The organism is Phaeobacter sp. QD34_24 (genome assembly GCF_028890115.1).
In the GTDB taxonomy this organism is placed as follows: Bacteria; Pseudomonadota; Alphaproteobacteria; order Rhodobacterales; family Rhodobacteraceae; genus Phycobacter.
This window is the reverse complement of the sequence record NZ_JARCJD010000018.1, coordinates 21,979-40,376: the sequence shown is the minus strand read 5'-3', so window position 1 is coordinate 40,376 and position 18,398 is coordinate 21,979. Positions and strand designations below refer to the sequence as shown.

20 protein-coding genes are annotated in these 18,398 nt (G+C 64.9%); 12 read left to right on the top strand and 8 right to left on the bottom strand.

Annotated features, from left to right (window positions below):
* Nucleotides 1-65: 65 nt before the first annotated feature.
* Both PXK07_RS14685 and PXK07_RS14680 read left to right on the top strand, forming a co-directional pair.
* Nucleotides 66-965 (top strand): protein-disulfide reductase DsbD domain-containing protein, encoded by a 900-nt coding sequence (locus PXK07_RS14685; RefSeq protein ID WP_446728384.1) that lies wholly within the window; start codon nt 66-68, stop codon nt 963-965.
* Nucleotides 962-1,414, top strand: a complete 453-nt coding sequence (locus PXK07_RS14680) for an NUDIX hydrolase (RefSeq protein ID WP_274849086.1) — start codon at nt 962-964, stop codon at nt 1,412-1,414. The genes PXK07_RS14685 and PXK07_RS14680 overlap by 4 nt, the downstream gene beginning before the upstream one ends.
* Here PXK07_RS14680 and PXK07_RS14675 read toward each other — a convergent pair.
* From PXK07_RS14675 to PXK07_RS14650, 6 genes are all read right to left on the bottom strand, one after another.
* Complete coding sequence (locus PXK07_RS14675) at nt 1,357-4,806, bottom strand: efflux RND transporter permease subunit (RefSeq protein ID WP_274849085.1); 3,450 nt, start codon at nt 4,804-4,806, stop codon at nt 1,357-1,359. The genes PXK07_RS14680 and PXK07_RS14675 overlap by 58 nt on opposite strands.
* 3 nt (nt 4,807-4,809) lie before the next feature.
* Complete coding sequence (locus PXK07_RS14670; protein ID WP_274849084.1) at nt 4,810-6,273, bottom strand: efflux RND transporter periplasmic adaptor subunit; 1,464 nt, start codon at nt 6,271-6,273, stop codon at nt 4,810-4,812.
* A gap of 124 nt (nt 6,274-6,397) precedes the next feature.
* Complete coding sequence (gene moaB, locus PXK07_RS14665) at nt 6,398-6,940, bottom strand: molybdenum cofactor biosynthesis protein B (RefSeq protein ID WP_274849083.1); 543 nt, start codon at nt 6,938-6,940, stop codon at nt 6,398-6,400.
* 12 nt (nt 6,941-6,952) lie between these two features.
* Nucleotides 6,953-7,573, bottom strand: a complete 621-nt coding sequence (locus PXK07_RS14660) for a LysE family translocator (protein ID WP_274849082.1) — start codon at nt 7,571-7,573, stop codon at nt 6,953-6,955.
* Nucleotides 7,566-8,168 carry a metallophosphoesterase family protein gene (locus tag PXK07_RS14655; RefSeq protein WP_274849081.1) on the bottom strand — a complete coding sequence of 201 codons (603 nt, stop codon included), beginning with the start codon at nt 8,166-8,168 and terminating at the stop codon, nt 7,566-7,568. Before PXK07_RS14655 ends, PXK07_RS14660 begins: the two co-directional genes overlap by 8 nt.
* Before the next feature lie 13 nt (nt 8,169-8,181).
* A complete protein-coding gene (locus PXK07_RS14650; RefSeq protein WP_274849080.1) occupies nt 8,182-8,958 on the bottom strand; it encodes a uracil-DNA glycosylase in 777 nt (258 codons plus the stop codon).
* Nucleotides 8,959-9,114: 156 nt separating this feature from the next.
* Between PXK07_RS14650 and PXK07_RS14645 the strand changes: the two genes are divergently transcribed.
* From PXK07_RS14645 to plsY, 5 genes are read left to right on the top strand one after another with little or no spacing between them, the layout of a single operon-like run.
* Complete coding sequence (locus PXK07_RS14645) at nt 9,115-10,095, top strand: aspartate carbamoyltransferase catalytic subunit (protein ID WP_274849079.1); 981 nt, start codon at nt 9,115-9,117, stop codon at nt 10,093-10,095.
* A gap of 5 nt (nt 10,096-10,100) precedes the next feature.
* Nucleotides 10,101-10,634: a hypothetical protein gene (locus PXK07_RS14640; protein ID WP_274849078.1), complete on the top strand. Its 534-nt coding sequence runs from the start codon at nt 10,101-10,103 to the stop codon at nt 10,632-10,634.
* A 1-nt stretch (nt 10,635) separates the two neighbouring features.
* Nucleotides 10,636-11,019, top strand: coding sequence for a hypothetical protein (locus PXK07_RS14635; RefSeq protein ID WP_274849077.1), 384 nt, complete (start codon nt 10,636-10,638; stop codon nt 11,017-11,019).
* Nucleotides 11,016-12,326, top strand: a complete 1,311-nt coding sequence (gene pyrC, locus PXK07_RS14630; RefSeq protein WP_274849076.1) for a dihydroorotase — start codon at nt 11,016-11,018, stop codon at nt 12,324-12,326. The genes PXK07_RS14635 and pyrC overlap by 4 nt, the downstream gene beginning before the upstream one ends.
* Entirely contained in the window at nt 12,326-12,931 is a 606-nt protein-coding gene (gene plsY / locus PXK07_RS14625) for a glycerol-3-phosphate 1-O-acyltransferase PlsY (protein ID WP_274849075.1), read from the top strand. The genes pyrC and plsY overlap by 1 nt, the downstream gene beginning before the upstream one ends.
* Nucleotides 12,932-12,934: 3 nt before the next feature.
* Here the strand turns inward: plsY and PXK07_RS14620 are convergent, their stop codons facing one another.
* Nucleotides 12,935-13,651 (bottom strand): GGDEF domain-containing protein, encoded by a 717-nt coding sequence (locus PXK07_RS14620; protein WP_274849074.1) that lies wholly within the window; start codon nt 13,649-13,651, stop codon nt 12,935-12,937.
* 335 nt (nt 13,652-13,986) lie between these two features.
* Between PXK07_RS14620 and PXK07_RS14615 the strand changes: the two genes are divergently transcribed.
* The 5 genes from PXK07_RS14615 to PXK07_RS14595 all read left to right on the top strand — a co-directional run bounded on the left by PXK07_RS14615 (nt 13,987) and on the right by PXK07_RS14595 (nt 16,855).
* A complete protein-coding gene (locus PXK07_RS14615; RefSeq protein ID WP_274849073.1) occupies nt 13,987-14,463 on the top strand; it encodes a YHS domain-containing (seleno)protein in 477 nt (158 codons plus the stop codon).
* Between the two features lie 138 nt (nt 14,464-14,601).
* Nucleotides 14,602-15,135 (top strand): GbsR/MarR family transcriptional regulator, encoded by a 534-nt coding sequence (locus PXK07_RS14610; RefSeq protein WP_274849072.1) that lies wholly within the window; start codon nt 14,602-14,604, stop codon nt 15,133-15,135.
* Between the two features lie 124 nt (nt 15,136-15,259).
* Complete coding sequence (locus PXK07_RS14605) at nt 15,260-15,604, top strand: hypothetical protein (protein ID WP_274849071.1); 345 nt, start codon at nt 15,260-15,262, stop codon at nt 15,602-15,604.
* Between the two features lie 18 nt (nt 15,605-15,622).
* Nucleotides 15,623-16,024, top strand: a complete 402-nt coding sequence (locus tag PXK07_RS14600) for a hypothetical protein (RefSeq protein ID WP_274849070.1) — start codon at nt 15,623-15,625, stop codon at nt 16,022-16,024.
* 21 nt (nt 16,025-16,045) lie between these two features.
* Nucleotides 16,046-16,855, top strand: coding sequence for a fatty acid desaturase (locus tag PXK07_RS14595; RefSeq protein ID WP_274849069.1), 810 nt, complete (start codon nt 16,046-16,048; stop codon nt 16,853-16,855).
* Between the two features lie 113 nt (nt 16,856-16,968).
* Here the strand turns inward: PXK07_RS14595 and PXK07_RS14590 are convergent, their stop codons facing one another.
* Nucleotides 16,969-18,339 (bottom strand): glutamate--cysteine ligase, encoded by a 1,371-nt coding sequence (locus PXK07_RS14590; RefSeq protein WP_274849068.1) that lies wholly within the window; start codon nt 18,337-18,339, stop codon nt 16,969-16,971.
* Between the last annotated feature and the right edge of the window lie 59 nt (nt 18,340-18,398).

Below are 18,398 nucleotides of genomic sequence, written 5' to 3'. Positions count from 1 at the left end.
GCACATTCTGACCGCTTCGTGACTTGGCATTTACTCATAGAATACGCATCTATGGTATTATGATGATCATGCAACCTCCCCACGCTCCTGAGCGGCCCTCCAGCGCCGCGCCCCTGCTCCGCCGCGTCCTGAACACGCCACGCAGGCGCCGCGCCGCTGCGACCTTGCTCGCCCTCCTTGCGCTGGCGCCCTTGGGACATGCCGCAGAGGCCACAGAGGCGCTGGCGCCGTCGGATCTTGTGCAGATCGAAATCCTTGATGGCGGGCTCACCAGCCGGGGCACCTATATGGGGGCCCTGCGGTTGACCCTGTCGGAGGGCTGGAAGACCTACTGGCGCACGCCAGGCGATGCGGGCATTCCGCCGCGGTTTTCCTGGCGGGGGTCGCGCAATATCGGCGCGGTCGAGATGACCTGGCCCGCGCCCGAGGTCTTCATGTCTGCGGGGTACCGCACCATCGGCTATCACGACCAGGTCATTCTGCCGGTCGAGATCACACCGAAACAGCCCGGCAAACCGGTCCGTCTCAAGGGGCGCATGGAACTGGGCATCTGCAAGGATGTCTGCGTGCCCTCCGAATTGAAGTTCGACCACCGGCTTCAGCCCGAGGCCCGGCGCAACCCGGCCATTGTGGCGGCTCTGGCCTCGCGCCCCTATTCGGCGGCCGAGGCGGGGGTCACCTCCGCCACCTGTTCGCTGACCCCCGGCCGCTACGGGCTGAAGGTCGAGGCGCGCATCCAGATGCCCAGCGCCGGCGGAGAGGAGCTCGCCGTGATCGAGCCCGGCACCCCTCATCTGGTGGCCGGAGAGACCAGCGCCCGGCGCAGCGGCGGCTTCCTTCTTGCCAGTACCGAGTTTCTGCCTGCCACGCAGAACAGCCCCGCGGCCATTGATCGCTCCACCCTGCGCATCACCGTTCTGGGCCAAAACCATGCGGTCGATATCCAGGGCTGTGACGCCGGATGAGCCGCCCGGTCTTGGGCGCCTTGGCGGTCGTGTGCCGCCGCGTTGCGGGCCGTGACAGCGTCATCCTGGTTCAGCGCCGCAATCCCCCCAGCGCGGGCTGGTGGGGTTTTCCCGGCGGCCATGTGGAATGGGGCGAAACCGCGCTGGAGGCCGCTGCGCGTGAATTGCACGAGGAAACCGGCGTGCAGGCCCGCCCGCTGGAATATCTCACCAATGTGGATGTGATCCTGCCCGACCCTGCGGGCGGAGCCGAGGGTATTTCCCATCACTACCTGCTGACGGCGGTTCTCTGCGATTACGTGACCGGCACGCCGACGCCCGACGACGATGCCTTGCAGGCCGATTGGGTCGCCGTCGACAGCCTCTCTGCCAGCGGGCTGGAGCTGATCGATCAGGTGGCCGAGGTCGCCCTGCTGGCCCGGTCCCGCTGGCGCGATCTCATGGCGTGAATGAGCGCCCCCACGAGATAGGTCACCAGCGCCAGCACCGCCGATCCGATCAGGAACAGGACCAGCCCCGCCTTGATGGGATCCATCCCTGCAAGGGAGGGGGCGACGCCCGACAACACACCGCGCAGCATCGGATGCAAGGCGCCTGTTGCCATGGCCCAGCCCATCGTCACGGCCAGCCAGCCCAGCTGCGCCAGACCAGACCCCACGATCAACCCGCGCAGACCCCGCGTATGCGCCCGCCCGCGTGAGCGCAGCGCCCGCCGCAGCGAGGCCAGCGGGTGCGAGGCGTCCCGCTGCACGGCCACCAGCGCAGGCACCACCAGCAGCACCAGGAACATGCCAAAGCCAAGCCCGTAGACCAGGGTGATTACCGTCGGTTTCAGGAACTGCGCCTGTTGCGAGCTTTCGTACATCAAGGGCGCCAGCCCCAGCACCGTGGTCAGCGTGGTCAGCATCACCGGCCGCAACCGGTCCGCCGCGCCGTCGATGATCGACGGCACCAGCCCGCGCTCTTTGGCGTAGTCGTCGATGGTGGTCACCAGCACGATGGAATCGTTGATGATGATCCCGGTCATGCCCAGAAGGCCCACCACCGTGAACATGCTGAGCGGCACCTCCCAGATGTAATGGCCCCAGATCGTGCCCACCAGGCCAAAGGGAATGATCGCCATCACCACCAGGGGCCGCGTCCAGCTGGCAAAGATCCAGGCCAGCACCAGGTAGATGCCCGTGAGGCACAGGATCAGACCGGTGCCCGCCTCCGACAGGAAGGTGTCTTCCTGTTCGCTTAGACCGGACAGACGCCACTCGACCTGCCGTTCGCTGGCGATATTGGGCAGAATCTCTTCTTCCAGCGCCTTGATCACCGCTTCGGCGCGCGCCGGGTCGTCCTCGGAAATGTCGCCTGTGACGCTGATCACCCGAATGCCGTTTTCCCGCCGCACGGTGGAAAAGCCGCTGCGCTGGCTGACCGAGACGATATCGGCCAGGGGCACGTAGCTGCCGTTCGGCGCCCGCATCAGGGTACGTTCCAGGAAATCCGCCGTCAGCTCGCCTTCCGGCAGTTCCACGCGGATGGTGGCACTGCGCGGCCCCTCCGGATAGGTGGCCGCCTCGATGCCGTTCAGCCGCGCGCGCAGGGCCCGGCCCAGGCTGTCGATGGTAAAGTTCAGCGCCTGCCCCTGCGGGGTCAGATCCAGGATCAGCTCTTCCTTGTCATAGGCAAGGTTGTCCTCCACCGCCGAGACCTCGGGGAACCGCAGGACAGCGGTCTTCAGATCCTCGGAGGCCGCTTTCAGGGTCTGCACCTCGGCGCCGTAGAACTGCACATCCAGCGCATCGCCCCCCGGCCCCGAGCGCCAGCTCCGGAAGGAGATCGTCTCGACCATCGGGTGGCGTTCCACCCGGTCCTGCAACTCGGCCACAAAGGCAAAGCTGGAATACTCGGGCCGCAGATCCGCGTCGATCAACTCGATCGAGATGCCGCCCAAGAGATCCTCGTCCTTGGCATCGACGCCGGACAGGCCGCGCCCGGCATTGCCACCGACCTCGGCCATGACGAAATCAAGCGGGTTGCGGCCATAGCGTTCGGCATATTCGGCCCCCAAAGCCTCGGTGGCGCGCTGCATCTCGCGCATCATCGCCAGCGTGTCTTCGCGGGTAGCGCCTTCGGCCATGGCAAAGTTGCCGGTGACCGATCCGCGCTCCGGCGCGTTGAAGAAGCGCCATTTCACATCGCCGCCGATGAACAGCGCCAACTGGCTGGCCAGGATCACCGCAGCCCCCGCCAGCACCACGTAGCGCGCCCGCACCACCAGAGCCATCAGCGGGCGGAACAGGGTGTCGCGCAGCCAGCGGAAACCGCTGTTCACCGCCCGGTTCGGCCAGTCGTACCAATGCCGCTGCTGTCCATGCGCCAGGGCATGGGCCATGTGATTGGGCAGGATCAGGAAACACTCCACCAAAGAGGCCGCCAGCACCGCGATCACCGTAAAGGGGATGTCGCGGATCAGATCGCCGAACCGCCCGCCGATAAACGTCAATCCGAAGAATGCGATGATCGTGGTCAGGGTCGCGGCAAAGACCGGCATCGCCATGCGTCGAGCGGCATTCTCGGCGGCCTGCACCGGGGTTTCGCCCAGGCGACGCACCCGGAAATCGGCGTGCTCCCCCACCACGATGGCATCATCCACCACGATACCCAGCGTGATGATCAACCCGAAGAGGGAGACCATGTTGATGGTCAGCCCGGCCGCATACATCAGCGCCACGGCGGCAAACATCGCCGCCGGAATGCCCGCCGCCACCCAGAAGGCGATGCGCACATTGAGGAACAGGAACAACAGGATCAGCACCAGGCCCAGCCCCATCAGACCGTTGTCGACCAGGATGTTCAAACGATCCGAGATCGCCTCTGCCCGGGTGCGGATCAGGTCGGCGCTGACCCCCTGCGGCAGGCTCTGCTGCAATTCGCCAACGACCTTTTCCACGGTGTGCTGAATGCCGATGGCATCGCCCTGGTCCGAGCGGTCCACCCGGATCGACATGGCCGGGCTGTCGCCGACGAAGTAGGATCGCGCGCGGTCCACGCCTTCGACCCGGACCCGCGCAACATCGCCGATGGTCAGCACAGATCCATCCGCATTGGTGCGCAGCACGATCCCGGCGATCTCATCGGGGCTGCGTTTCTCGCGCCCGGTGCGCACGCGGGCATTGGCGCCCGTCACATCGCCTGCGGGATCGGCAGTCACTTCAGCCGCGATTGCCGTGGCGATCTCGGACATGCTGACATCATGGGTGATCAGCGAAGCCGAGGGCACCTCGACAATGGTTTCGGGCGCGGCGACGCCCCGAATGGTGGTGCGGGTGACGCCGACCTCGAACAGGCGCACGACCAGCTCATCTGCGAACAGGCCCAGCTGCGCCGGGCCGATATCGCCGGTGATCACAACGTCCGTCACACGATCCCGCCAGGCGCCGCGTTTGACAGTCGGTTCCTCGGATTCTTCCGGCAGGGTGGTGACCAGGCTGACGGCGGTCTGCACATCATCGGCGGCGCGCGACATGTCCCAGCCCGGTTCGAAGTCCAGCGTGATGGTCGCCAGCCCTTCCCGCGAGATCGCGCTGCTTTCCTCGACCCCGTCAACCGCCAATAGGGCAGGCTCCAGCGCCTGCACGATGGCGCTGTCCACATCCTCAGGCCCGGCGCCGTCCCATTGCACCCGCACGGTGACATTCTCGACGATCACATCCGGGAAGAACTGCGCCCGCATGTTCGGGATCGCCGCAGCGCCCAGCACCAGCAGGATCACCAGCAGGAGGTTCGCCGCCGTGCGGTGACGGGTGAAATAGCTCAGGATACCGCCCGCGGGCCGGGACAGATCGCGCATGGATCAGCCCCCCATCCGGGTTTCGATACGGTTCACCAGCTGCGCGGGCACCGAAGGTTCAGCAAGCTTAGCCAGCACCCGCTTGCGCGCCTCCTCTGGCATGCGCGTGTTGCCCTCCACAAAGGCGACAAGTTTGGCGCGGCGATCCTCTGTCAGTTCGATCAGCTCCGGTTCCGGCGCCACGACCTGTGCATCGGCCCCCAGCCGCAGCGGCCGCACCCGGATCCCCGCACCCAACAGGGGCGTGCGCCCCATGACAACCTCGCGCCCGGCAAGACCCGCGCCGCGGATCAGCACATCGTCGCCCTGCCGACGCACCAGTTCCACCGGAAGCGTCTCCAGCCGGTCATCCGCGCCCAGGACCAGAACCGCACCATCGCTGCCCAGCGCCGAGGCGGGCACGCGCACCACGCGTTCGACCGGCGGCTCGGTCACGGAAACGGTGACGAAATCGCCCGGTTTGAAGCCCGGCGCCGCATCCAGACGGGCATAGACCAGTCGCCCGGTCTGCCCATCCCCCGCCGCGCCGCTGACGCGCGACAGCGTGCCCGTGGCCGACAGCGCCGCCCCCGCGGCATCCAGCATCACCTTCACCGGCGCTTCAATTAGGCGGCCCGCCTCATCCAAAAGCCGCGCATATTGCGAGGTGGAGACGCGAAAGGCGACCTCCAGCCGGTCCGGATCCACCAGCTCGGCCAGTTTTTCATTGGCAGAGACAAGCCGCCCTTCCACCAGGGTCACCGCTTGCAAGGTGCCGCTGAAGGCCGCCGTGATGCTGGTATCGGCCAGATCACGCCGGGCGGTTTCCAATGCAATTTCGGCCCGGGCGACGCGGGTCTTGGCCTGATCGACGCGCGCCTCGGCCTGCGACACCGCCTGCCTTCGCGAAATCACCGCCTGCCGTGCCTGCGCCGCCGCAAGGGCCGCGGTTTCCACGGTCGCGGCGGTGCCGACACCGCGTTCCTCCAGGTCCAATTGCCGCTGATAGGCCTTCTGGCGCAGCTCCGCCTGATCCTGCGAGGCGGCGAGTTCATCATTGGCCAGTACCAAGGCCCGGCCCGCATCGCGCTCCTCGGCCTCGGCATCCAGCATGTCCGCCTCGGCCCGGTCCAGCGCGGCCTGCGCGTCCGCCGGGTCGATCTGCACCAAAAGCGCGCCTTCATCGACGCGCCCGCCCTCTTCGAAATGGTCGGAAAGATGGGTCACCCGGCCACCCAGCGCGGTGCGCAATTCCAGGGTGCGGCGGCTTTCGATGCGGCCAAAGGCGATGAGTTCAGGCGCGATGGTCTGCTCATCCGCAGTCACCACGCGCACCGCAAAGATGCGTTCGCGGGCAGGCGGCGTGCGCGGCTCGGCATTCATCCGTGCCTCAATCGCGCCCATCACCAGCGATCCCGCCCAGGCCAGCAGGCCCAGCGTCAGCGCTGCCAAAAACAGGCCCATCAAACTATGCCGCAGAAACCGCATGTCTTTTCCTTCCGGTGGCAAATGCTGCCGATATTTCCCAAACGAACACACAGGCAGGGGCGATCGCCCACCTGAAAAGATAGCAACTGAACATACCCTTTACGAGCTTACACGCAGGCGCGGATCACTTCCGTCGCAGATGTTCATCCAAACGGGGCATTATTTCGACGAAGTTGCAGGGGCGATGGCGGAAATCGAGCTGTTTGCCCAGGATTTCGTCCCAGCCATCCTTGCAGGCGCCAGGGCTGCCGGGCAGCGCGAACAGATAGGTGCCCCCAGCAACACCGCCCGTGGCCCGCGACTGCACCGCCGAGGTGCCGATCTTCTGCATGGAAACTATGGTGAACACCGTGCCGAAGGCGTCGATCTCTTTTTCATAGACATCCCGGTGCGCCTCCACCGTGACGTCGCGCCCGGTTAGGCCGGTGCCGCCGGTCGAGATCACAACATCCACCTCCGGGTCGGCTACCCAGGCGCGCAGCTGATCGGCGATCTGGTCTCGCTCATCCGGCAGGATCTTGCGATCGGCCAACACATGGCCCGCCTCGGTCAAACGGTCCACCAGCACCTGCCCCGAACGGTCCTCTTCCAGCGAACGGCTGTCAGAAACGGTCAGGATGGCGATGCGGACGGGGATGAAGTCCTTGCTCTCATCGATACGGGACATGGCTTGTGAACCTCATGCTTTTTCCAGAATGGCGAGCCGCAGCGCGAGGCCCGCGAAGATACCGCCAGAGATACGCCCCAGCCAGCGCCCGGCCACGGGGTTGGTGATCAGCCGCCGCCCGGCCTGGCCCGCAAAGATCCCGACCAAGCCGTTGATCACGAAACCGCCAATGGAAAGGATCGCGCCGAAGACCAGGAACTGCATCAGGACCGGTCCGGCCTCGGGCACCACGAACTGCGGGATGAAGGCCAAAACGAAGAGGATCACCTTGGGGTTGGTGAGATTGACCAGAAAGCCAGAGCGGAAGGCGCGCGCGGCGGGCACCGCCGGGGCATCGCCCGTCACCGGCCCGCTGCGAAAGGTGGTCCAGGCCAGGTACAGGAGATAGGCCACCCCAATCCAGCGGATCACGTCGAACAGCCCCGGCACCGCCGCTACGGCAGCCCCCAGGCCCAAGCCCGCCAGCACCACATGCACGAAACAGCCCGCCGTGATCCCGGCACTGGCCGCCACCGCAGCCGCCCGCCCGGACCGCAAGCCCTGACCAAGGCAGAACATCATATCCGCCCCCGGCGTGAGGTTCAGCGCCAGCGCTGCGGGCACAAAGGCAAGAAGGGTCAAAGGATCAATCATTGTCTACCTCGAAGAAATTGGCCGTGGGTCCAAGGTTGGCAAAGGCGGTGCGGCCAATCTGCCCCCTGGCACCCCAGGCCTCGTGCACGTGCCCAAAAAGGGCGAGTTGCGGCTGAAGGCGTTCGATCGCGGCTCGGATCGCGGTGGAGCCGACCGAGAGACCGGTGGAAGTGAGATCGCCCAGCCCCTTGGGCGGCGAATGGGTGACCAGAATATCCGCCTGCGTGCAGGGCGCCAGCAGCGCCTCGGCCGCCGCCTCGGGTAGGTCCCAGGACCAGGCGCCAAAAGGCGTTTCCGGCACGCCGCCGCCCAGCCCCCAGAAGGTCACGCCCTCGACAGTCACACCCTCCCCGTGCAGCACATGGGCGTTTGCGGGGGCGACGGCGCGCAGCTCATCGGCGCTTTCGGCATTGCCTGCCACCATCACCATGGGCGCGGCGATGCCCGAGAGCAGCTCCATCGCCTCATCCAGGCCCTGCCGCGCGTTACAGAAGTCCCCGGCGCCCACCACCAGATCGGCCTCCGCACTGGCGGCAACCAGATCAGCGGCGCGGGCGCGGGCCAGGTGCAGGTCGGAAAAGGCAAGGATTTTCATGGGCTCAGTCTCATCAAAGGGCCGTCAGCCGCGCCTTCAGCTCCAGAAGGTCGGCCCATGCGGCGCGTTTCTGGGCGGGCTGGCGGAGCAGATAGGCCGGGTGGAACATCGGAATGACCGGCTTGCCCCAGACCTGATCCCACTCCCCGCGCAGACGGGTGATGCCGCGTTTGCCTAGCACTGCCTGACAGCTGATATTGCCCATCAAGACCAGCACTTCGGGTTCGGCCAGCTCAACGTGGCGTTTCAGGAAAGGCACCATCATCGCGATTTCAGCTGGCAGCGGATCGCGGTTCTGCGGCGGGCGCCAGGGCAGCACATTGGTGATATAGACGTTCTTGTCGCGGGCCAGATCAATGGCGCCCAGCATCTTGTCCAGAAGCTGCCCGGCGCGGCCCACGAAAGGACGTCCCTCGCGATCCTCATCGCGGCCCGGCGCCTCTCCGATGATCATCACGCGCGCGCCGGCCTGACCGTCCGAGAACACCAGGTTGCGCGCGCCGCGTTTCAGCTCGCAATGATCGAACCCCGCCATCGCCTCGCGCAGGGCAGGCAGGGCGGTCGCCCCGCGCGCAGCCTTTTGGGCAAGCTCCACCGGGTCGACCTTGGGCGGGCGCTGGATCTGGCCGGGCTTCACCGCATCGGGCCGCGCATCGCTGGCGGCTTTGGGCGCCTGCTGCTCCAGCTCGTAGCGATTGACAGGCTCTTCGCACAGGGCCTCGGTTGCGCCCAGTTCGATCTGCCAGGCCAGCAAAGCCCGGGCGCTGTAATAGTCCAATGCCGATTCCATGGCGCAAAGCTACTCTGCCCAGACGCCAAGCGGAACCACAGACTTGCGCGCCGGGACAAGAGGTAACAGGCGCGCGGGCTGCAGCGACACAGGAGCGCCTTGCCGGACCTTGCCGCCCCGCCTATAAGAGCGCGCAAACAGCGCGGAGCCCGCCTCATGTCTCATGTTTCCCCAGCAGCCCCCGGCCCCAGTTTTGCAGCCCGTCATCTTTTGGGGATCGAGCACCTGAAGCCCCATGAGATCACCGAGATCCTGGATCTGGCCGATACCTACGTGGATCTGAACCGCCGCCCCGAAAAACACTCGGACGTGCTGGCGGGGCTGACGCAGATCAACATGTTCTTTGAGAACTCCACCCGCACCCAGGCCAGTTTCGAGCTGGCCGGCAAGCGTCTTGGCGCGGATGTGATGAACATGGCGATGCAGGCGTCCAGCATCAAAAAGGGCGAGACGCTGATCGACACGGCGATGACGCTGAACGCCATGCATCCCGATCTTCTGGTGGTGCGCCACCCCCATTCTGGCGCCGTGGACCTTCTGGCGCAAAAGGTGAACTGCGCGGTGCTGAACGCGGGCGACGGGCGGCATGAGCACCCGACGCAGGCCTTGCTCGATGCGCTGACGATCCGGCGTGCCAAGGGGCGGCTGCATCGGCTCAACATCGCGATCTGCGGCGACATTGCCCATTCCCGCGTGGCGCGTTCGAACCTGATCCTTCTGGGCAAGATGGAAAACCGCATCCGCCTGATCGGTCCGCCGACCCTGGTGCCTGGTGATTTCGCCGAATTCGGCGCCGAGATCTATGACGACATGCGCGAAGGCCTGAAGGATGTGGACGTGGTGATGATGCTGCGCCTTCAGAAAGAACGCATGGACGGCGGCTTCATCCCGTCTGAGCGCGAATACTACCACCGCTACGGGCTGGACGCCGAAAAACTGGCGCTGGCCAAGCCCGACGCCATCGTCATGCACCCCGGCCCGATGAACCGCGGGGTGGAGATCGACGGCACCATCGCCGATGACATCAACCGCTCGGTCATCCAGGAACAGGTGGAGATGGGCGTCGCCGTGCGCATGGCGGCGATGGACCTGCTGGCCCGCAACCTTCGCGCCGAGCGCATGGAACAGGCGGGCTGACCCGGATGGAGGGCGTCATCCATATTCCCGCGGGCGAACATGGCGCGATCCGCCTGTTCCGGCTCGATATGCGCCCCGAACAGGCGGCCTTCCTGAAAGAGCCCGGCGCCCTGGCGCAGGTGCTGGGGATCGACATGCTCGACATGGAGCAGGTCGATATCTTCCCGGTGAGCGACCTGGAGGAGATCGGCCTGACAGGATACCTGACCGAGGGCATGGGCGTGCCCGAAGAACAGGTCGCGGCGGACCGGGAGCGCCTTGATGCGCTTGAAGGCCATGTGATGGCGATCCGCTCGCGTGCCTTTGGCGGGCGCGAGATGCGGCTGACGCCCGCCGATCAGATCCAGCTTTTTGCCACCTACGGCACCCCCGGCACCACCTGGACCGCGCCGCCGATCCAGACCGACAGCGCCAAGCCCTATTCCGCGCCGAAACTGCCGCCGCGCCAGGCTCGCGCCGAGGCACGCCGCATCGGCGCCACGCTCTTTGCCGTGGTGATGGCGCTGATCTTCCTCGTCCTCTACCTGCTGGTGGCCTGACATGGATGAGATCACCTTCACCCCCGACCGCAGCGCCTATATCCGCGCCCATGCCTGGATGGCCGCCTTTGCCATGGCGGCGGGCATGGGGGTCCTCTGGGCCGCAGGCAATCCGCATATCTGGACCGGTGCCATCGGCGGACTTGCCGCCATCTCCTTTCGCGGCTGGTATCTGGCGAGCGAGGAACTGGCCGTGGTCTGGACGATTTCCGGCGGCGTGCTGAGCGGCCCGGCCGAACGCCGCGTGCCCCTGTCTGACATCGAAACGCTCCGTTCCATGGGCGGCTATGTGCAGGTCATCACCAAGGGTGGCGACAAGCACCTGATCAAATACCAGGCCGATCCGGCCTCTACCCTCTCAGCCATCGAAAGAGCCCGCGCATGACCACTCTTTTCCTCAATGCCCGCCTGATCGACCCCGAGGCCGGAACGGATGCGCCGGGGGCGGTGCTGGTGGCGGACGGTCAGATTGCCGAAATCCTGCCCGAGGGTACGCAGGCAGAGCAGCTGTTTCGCGCACGAAACATTGACCCCGAAAAGGCCGAGGTCGTCGATTGCGGCGGCAAATGCCTGGCGCCCGGTATCGTCGATATCGGCGTAAAGGTCTGCGAACCAGGCGAGCGCCACAAGGAAAGCTACAAGACCGCAGGCCTTGCGGCGGCGGCGGGCGGGGTCACCACCATGGTGACGCGGCCGGACACCAGCCCCGCCATCGACAGCCCCGAAACGCTGGAATTCGTCACCCGCCGCGCCCAGGCGGATGCGCCGGTCAATGTGTTGCCCATGGCCGCCCTCACCAAGGGGCGCGAGGGGCGCGAGATGACCGAGATCGGTTTCCTGATGGATGCGGGCGCCGTTGCCTTTTCCGACTGCGATCACGTGGTGGCCAATACCAAGGTGTTTTCCCGCGCGCTGACCTATGCCCGTAGCTGCGGCGCGCTGGTCATTGCCCACCCGCAGGAACCGGTCCTGAGCGCCGGTGCTGCCGCCAGCAGCAGCAAGTTCGCCACCCTGCGCGGTCTGCCTGCGGTTTCCCCGATGGCCGAGCGTATGGGACTGGACCGCGACATCGCGCTTCTGGAGATGACCGGCGCGCGCTATCACGCCGACCAGATCACCACCGCCCGCGCCCTGCCCGCGCTGGAACGCGCCAAGGCCAACGGCCTCGATATCACCGCTGGCACCTCGATCCATCACCTGACGCTGAATGAACTCGACGTTGCCGACTACCGCACCTTCTTCAAGGTGAAGCCGCCGCTCAGATCCGAAGAGGACCGGCTGGCGGTGATCGAGGCAGTGCGCACCGGGCTGATCGATACGATCTCTTCGATGCACACCCCGCAGGACGAGGAGAGCAAGCGCCTGCCCTTTGAGGAAGCCGCCGCCGGCGCTGTCGCGCTGGAGACCCTGCTGCCCGCGGCGCTGCGCCTTTATCATGCCGATCTGCTGGATCTGCCGACCCTGTTCAGGGCCATGTCGCTGAACCCGGCGAAACGCCTGGGCCTGCCCTCTGGCCGACTGGCGGCGGGGGCTCCTGCGGACCTGATCCTGTTCGATGCCGATGTGCCCTTTGTGCTCGATCGCTTCACGCTGAAGTCGAAATCGCAGAATACCCCCTTTGACGGGCAGCGGATGCAGGGCAGAGTGCTGGCAACCTATGTGGCGGGCACGCCCGTCTTCCGGAGAGACTGATGCCGAACCTTGAAACCTCCCTCGTGCAACTCCTGCTCTGGGCCGTTGTGGGCTATGGGCTGGGGTCCATTCCATTCGGTCTGGTGCTGACCCGCCTGATGGGGCTGGGCAACCTGCGCGAGATCGGATCGGGCAATATCGGCACCACGAATGTGCTGCGCACAGGCTCGAAACTGGCCGCGCTGCTGACGCTCTTGCTGGACGGCGGCAAGGGCGCCGTCGCCGTGGTTCTGGCCCGCCTGATGGCTGGCGAGGATGCGGCGCAACTGGCCGGTCTTGCAGCCTTTCTAGGGCATTGCTTCCCGGTCTGGCTGGGGTTCAAGGGCGGCAAGGGGGTTGCAACCTTCCTGGGGCTGATGCTGGCGCTGGCCTGGCCCGTGGGCGTGGCGGCCTGCCTAACCTGGCTGGCGGGCGCGGCGGTGACCCGCATGTCCTCGGCCTCGGCGCTGCTTTCGGCGCTGGCGGCGCCAATCTGGGCTATGATGCTGGGCGCGCCACAGATCGTGGCCCTGACCATTGCGCTGACGGCGATCGTCTTCTGGCGCCATTCCGAGAATATCGCGCGCCTTCGCGCGGGAACCGAGCCGAAGATCGGCCAGAAGTAGGGCCTAGGCCGCTTCCTGCCGTGGCAGGCTGACCCGGTTGCGCCCCTGTTTCTTGGCGACATATAGCGCTTCATCGGCACGTTTGAGGACCTCTTCAACCGTCTTGCGACCATCGGCATAGCCAAGCCCGATGGAGATCGTACAGCCAAGGTTCGCCCCCGAAACCTTCACGGTCTTCCGTTCCACCGCCTGGCGTATCTCTTCGGCGCGCTTGACCGCCTCCTCCATGTCCTGTTGCGGCAGGCAAACCACGAATTCCTCGCCCCCGTAGCGGGCCGCCAACCCGTCCCGGCGCACATGATCCTGGATCACCCCGGCCACCTGGCGGATCACCTCATCCCCGACCAGATGGCCGTAGGTATCATTCACCTTCTTGAACAGATCGATATCAAGCATCAGGAAGCTACCCCTGAAATCCGACTCCATCTCATGCATCTGGCGCATGAAATGACTGCGAGTCAGCAGGTTGGTCATCTGATCATGGGCCAGCAGATGCTCCAGCCGCTGGTTGAGACGATAGATCTCCAGCGATCGGCGGGCGGACATCAGGCAGGCGGGCGGCGCAATCAGCAAGGGTCCGAGAATCGCCGCGCGCAGCATATCGACCGTCAGATTGTCCCCCAGCAGCACCCAGGTCAAAAGCACGGAGAGCACGGTCGCCATGGCGGATACGGCGATGATGTACCGCCATTTTTCGGCATCAGTGCGGATCTTCAACATGGCTACTCTTGCTCGAACACTCCGGCAGAACTCTAGCATCCATTGGTTAACCCTCTCTTCAGGTTTGACAGAACCTTGTCCGTTCAGGCGACAATTTTGGCCGTTCTGCGGAGTTTTCACCGGGGCGCTCACGGCCGTCGCGCGGCCTTGTGATGTGCGGACATGAACAAGTCAAATGGACGTCAGGCGCAGTCAAAATGAGTTGTTTTGAACGTGAGCGCCTCTGCCTCCACATGGGTGCTGTGACAGCCGCAACAGGTTGCACACAGAATAACGACCCCTGGGCCAGAATAGGGAGCATTACGTCCCTGGCCTCTTTTGAAAAGGATGGAACCATGAACACTTTCAAGACCCTCGTGAGCGGCGTTGCACTCTCGGTTGCCCTGGCGACTTCGGCCATGGCGGCAGGCGTTGAGCTCAATGCCTCCTCCACCGGTCTGGCGCTGCAGGGCTATGACCCGGTTGCCTATTTCACCGTTGGTGAGCCGACCCCCGGCAACTGGAAAATCACCTCGGTGCACAATGAGGCGCTGTATCGTTTCGCCTCCGAGGAAAACAAAGTTGCATTTGAAAAGAACCCCGAAGCCTACCTGCCGGAATACGGCGGATACTGCGCCTTCGGTGCGGCCATGGGCTTCAAGTTCGACGGCGACCCGACCCTGTGGAAAATCGTCGACAACAAGCTGTACCTGAACCTGGCGGAAGACATCCAGAAGCGCTGGGAAGGTGATGTTGCGGGCTTCATCGAGAAGGCCGACGCCAACTGGGACGACATCGCCGACAAGGACCCGGCAGCGCTGCAGAACCAGTAAGGTTCCGACACCTCCCCCAACGCGACCTCACTCACGGACGCGCAAGACCCGGCGGCAGGATTTCCTGCCGCCGTTTTTCATTGACACGACTCGCAATCCTGTATTTTCTGAAATTACAGAAATTACAGGATCAATCGAATGCACCTGACCCCCGCCATGCAGAACTTCATCCTCCACTGGGGGGAAATGGGCTCCAAATGGGGCGTCAATCGCTCGGTCGCTCAGATCCATGCGCTCTTGCATATCTCGCCCGAGGCGCTCACGGCCGAGGAGATCTGCGACACGCTGAATCTCGCGCGTTCAAATGTCTCCAATGGCCTGAAGGAGTTGCAGGCGCAGGGGCTGGTCAAATCCTCCCGGCAACTGGGGGACCGGCGCGATCATTTCACCTCGATCCGCGACATGTTCGATCTGGTGGACGCGGTGGTGGACGCCCGGCGCGAGCGCGAATTCGCCCCCACCTTGCGCGCCCTGGAACAGGTCATGGCCGAGGCCGAAGAGGACAACACCCCCAAGGTCATCAAGGCGCGCATGGGCGAGACCCTGCGTGTGATGCAGATGTTCGACGACTGGTACATGGACTTCTCCCGCCTGCCCCGCGCGGTGCATCTGGCGGTTCTGAAAATGGGATCGAAACTGGTGCGTTTCCTGCCCGGCGGAAAATCCGACTAGATCCGCCAAAAAATTTTGCCCGAAGATTTCACAAATAACAGAAATAACTGCAAGTCAGAAAACTCCATTCCCTCTAAAGGCGGCAAACCGCCATCTGGTAGACCCGGTCGCCTTCTTCATCGCCATGATTGGTGGGCCGCTGCTGCTGGGGATCGCCGGGTTACCAACCATCATAGCGCCCTTTGCCACCGTAATGGGCGGGCCTGTCTATCTGATCGTCGGCATCCCGGTGATGTTGGTCTACATGGCACAGCACAGGGTGACGCCCTACGACTGGGCTTGGCTTGCCTTTGTCACCCATCTGGCAGTCTTTCTGCCGATCTTTCTTATTGCTGTCCTGACCAAAGGCAACGTCGACGGCTCCAGCATCTACCTTATCTTCGGCTGTTTCTTTGCCCCCGTCTGGGGCTGCATCAGCGGCGTGCTCTACGCCCGGCTTGAACGCGATTTCTACAAACAAACCCTCTGATCCGAAAGGACCCCCACCATGCTGTTTCAAATCGCAACCTACCTCACCCTTGCCCTTCTCATGGTCACCGCCATGACCCTGATGATCCTCAAGATCGCCAGCATCTTGGGCGACTGTCCGCAGTCGGGCCGCGCCGCGCGGGCGGCGGGCGTCACCATCGCCACCGGCTATGCCATGATCGCCGTGGGCGGCGTCGGGCTGATCGGTGCAGCGCTCCCGTTGCTGACGAGTGGAAGCCGGGGCCTGCTGCCCGCGATGGGCATCGCGAGCCTTTTGCCTGCCCTCGGCTTTGCCGCGATCTGCCTGGGCCTTGGCTTTACCCATGCCGTCGCCACCCTGCGCGCCGTGGTCCGCGAGGCCATGACTGCGGCTCGGCCGACCCAACCCGCCCCGCAGCCCCCTGTCCCAAGCCCCGCATAGGTCCTGAAGAAAGGAAAAGACATGCACCCCCGCGAGACCGCTCCCGTCCACGTGCCGTGGCAAGACCTCTTGGACCTGCGCCCATGGCAAAAGGGGATCGAACTCACCCTGCCGCTGCCGTGGCTGGCGCTGTCCTGGGCGCTCTATGCCTCGCCGCTCTGGCCCCTGGGCGCCTTGGCAAGTTTCATGTTCTTTCTCTGTGCCCTGCGCCTGAACCACGAGGCGATCCATGGCAATCTCGGCCTGTCCCGGCGGTTTGACATCGCGTTGTTGCATCTGCTCAGCGCTCTGATGCTGGGGTGCAATTCCTCGGTCGCCTGGAGCCATATGCAACACCACCGCCACGCCATGGGTCCCGGCGACCTTGAAGGCCACTGCGGCCACATGAGCGCCCGTGACGTGCTGCTTTACGGTCCGCGCTTTCCGCTCGATCTGATCCGCCACTGCTGGCAGGGCGGCGGTCGCAAATGGCGGTTGCGGATGCTGCGCGATGGTCTGGGGGTTGCCCTGGTCCTTGCGCTCTTCGTCTCAAGCGGCGCTGGTTTCCTGATGTTGCACCTTGCGGCCATGGCCGTGGCGCAATGTCTGACCGCCTTCTTTGCAGTCTGGATCACCCATCAGGGCACGGCCAGGACCGGACAGGCAGGACGGAGCCAGCGCGGGTTCCTGGCCCGCCTCGCCTATCTGATGTTCTACCATCGCGAACATCACCTCTTTCCCAAGGTGCCGGTCAGCCGACTGCCGGATCTTGCAGCCCGGCTGGATGCACAGGTCCCCGGCTACGCCCAAGCCCGCCAGCCGGTGGTTCCCTGGCTTGATCAGGCGCCCTAGACCGCAAGCGGCAGCGCCACCCGCGCCAGCGTTGCAGGCGCCGCAAGAGCCGAGACAACAGGAAAAAGGGGCGTCTCAGCGGCGCCCCCTTCCAATCCTTCGGCGGTTTCCTGTCAGTAACTGTATTCGGCGTAGATGCGCGTGAGGTCGCCGTTCCAGTCGCCGTGGTAATGCTCCAAGAGCTCATCCGCCGGGACCTTGCCGCTGTCGATGCTCTCCTTCAGCGCGCTCAGGAAATGCGTCTCGTCCGGCACCATTCCGCCTGCACCGGCGCGGGCGCGCGCCTTGAGGCCCGCCTCGGAGATTTCCAGCACCTGCCGTGCCAGATCGTGCATCTTGATCGCGCCCACCTCGGCCTGCAGCGCCTTTTCGGCAGCGCCCACGCGCAGGGCCTCGCGGGTCTCTGCATCCCAGCCCTTCACCAGATCCCAGGCCGCATCCAGGCTGCTTTGCTCGTACATCAGGCCAACCCAGAAGGCGGGCAGCGCGCAGAGCCTGCGCCAGGGGCCGCCATCGGCGCCGCGCATCTCCATGTATTTCTTGATCCGCGCCTCGGGGAAGGCGGTGGTCAGGTGATCGGCCCAATCGCTGAGCGTCGGAGTTTCCCCGGGCAGCGCGGGCAGCTCGCCCTTCAAGAAGTCGCGGAACGACTGGCCCAGCGCGTTGATGTACTGACCGTCGCGGTAGACAAAATACATCGGCACATCGAGCGCATAGTCCACGTAGCGCTCAAATCCCATGCCCTCCTCGAAGACGAAGGGCAGCATGCCGGTGCGCGCATCGTCGAGGTGGCGCCAGATGGTGCTACGCCAGGATTTCTGGCCGTTGGGCTTGCCCTCGAAGAAGGGAGAGTTGGCGAACAGCGCGGTTGCCACCGGCTGCAGCGCCAGCGCCACGCGCAGTTTCTGCACCATGTCGGCTTCGGAGGCGAAATCGAGGTTCACCTGCACCGTGGTGGTCCGGCGCATCATGGCGCGGCCCATGGTGCCGACCTTGGTCATGTAATCGTTCATCAGCCGGTAGCGCCCCTTGGGCATCAGCGGCATTTCCTCGTGGCTCCAGATCGGCGCGGCGCCCAGACCGATGAAACCCACACCGATCTTGTCGGCGATCTCCTTCACCTCGCGCAGGTGGGTGTTCACCTCGTCGCAGGTCTCGTGGATGGTCTCCAGCGGGGCGCCGGAGAGTTCCACCGCGCCGCCCGGTTCCAGGCTGACGTTGGCGCCATCCTTGGTGAGACCGATCAGATTGCCCCCCTCGGTCACCGGCGACCAGCCATAGCTGTCGCGCAGCCCTTCCAGAACCGCGAGGATCGAGCGCGTCCCCTCGTAGGGCAGCGGCTTCAGCGTGTCCTTGCAATAGCCGAACTTCTCGTGCTCGGTGCCGATGCGCCAATCGGCGCGCGGCTTGCAGCCGGAAGCCAGGTATTCGGCCATCTGTTCGTGGCGTTCGATCGGCCCGCCGCCGGACTGGGGAATGGACATGCCGGACACTCCGTCCTGTTGTTTCGCTCGTTTCGGCGGTCAGGAGTGAGGGCAAAAGC

Coding starts and splice junctions, on each gene's coding strand:
- PXK07_RS14680 (WP_274849086.1), top strand. CDS start 962: ATGAGCCGCCCGGTCTTGGGCGCCTTGGCGGTCGTGTGCCGCCGCGTT.
- PXK07_RS14675 (WP_274849085.1), bottom strand. CDS start 4,806: ATGCGCGATCTGTCCCGGCCCGCGGGCGGTATCCTGAGCTATTTCACC.
- PXK07_RS14670 (WP_274849084.1), bottom strand. CDS start 6,273: ATGCGGTTTCTGCGGCATAGTTTGATGGGCCTGTTTTTGGCAGCGCTG.
- moaB (WP_274849083.1), bottom strand. CDS start 6,940: ATGTCCCGTATCGATGAGAGCAAGGACTTCATCCCCGTCCGCATCGCC.
- PXK07_RS14660 (WP_274849082.1), bottom strand. CDS start 7,573: ATGATTGATCCTTTGACCCTTCTTGCCTTTGTGCCCGCAGCGCTGGCG.
- PXK07_RS14655 (WP_274849081.1), bottom strand. CDS start 8,168: ATGAAAATCCTTGCCTTTTCCGACCTGCACCTGGCCCGCGCCCGCGCC.
- PXK07_RS14650 (WP_274849080.1), bottom strand. CDS start 8,958: ATGGAATCGGCATTGGACTATTACAGCGCCCGGGCTTTGCTGGCCTGG.
- PXK07_RS14645 (WP_274849079.1), top strand. CDS start 9,115: ATGTCTCATGTTTCCCCAGCAGCCCCCGGCCCCAGTTTTGCAGCCCGT.
- PXK07_RS14640 (WP_274849078.1), top strand. CDS start 10,101: ATGGAGGGCGTCATCCATATTCCCGCGGGCGAACATGGCGCGATCCGC.
- PXK07_RS14635 (WP_274849077.1), top strand. CDS start 10,636: ATGGATGAGATCACCTTCACCCCCGACCGCAGCGCCTATATCCGCGCC.
- pyrC (WP_274849076.1), top strand. CDS start 11,016: ATGACCACTCTTTTCCTCAATGCCCGCCTGATCGACCCCGAGGCCGGA.
- plsY (WP_274849075.1), top strand. CDS start 12,326: ATGCCGAACCTTGAAACCTCCCTCGTGCAACTCCTGCTCTGGGCCGTT.
- PXK07_RS14620 (WP_274849074.1), bottom strand. CDS start 13,651: ATGTTGAAGATCCGCACTGATGCCGAAAAATGGCGGTACATCATCGCC.
- PXK07_RS14615 (WP_274849073.1), top strand. CDS start 13,987: ATGAACACTTTCAAGACCCTCGTGAGCGGCGTTGCACTCTCGGTTGCC.
- PXK07_RS14610 (WP_274849072.1), top strand. CDS start 14,602: ATGCACCTGACCCCCGCCATGCAGAACTTCATCCTCCACTGGGGGGAA.
- PXK07_RS14605 (WP_274849071.1), top strand. CDS start 15,260: ATGATTGGTGGGCCGCTGCTGCTGGGGATCGCCGGGTTACCAACCATC.
- PXK07_RS14600 (WP_274849070.1), top strand. CDS start 15,623: ATGCTGTTTCAAATCGCAACCTACCTCACCCTTGCCCTTCTCATGGTC.
- PXK07_RS14595 (WP_274849069.1), top strand. CDS start 16,046: ATGCACCCCCGCGAGACCGCTCCCGTCCACGTGCCGTGGCAAGACCTC.
- PXK07_RS14590 (WP_274849068.1), bottom strand. CDS start 18,339: ATGTCCATTCCCCAGTCCGGCGGCGGGCCGATCGAACGCCACGAACAG.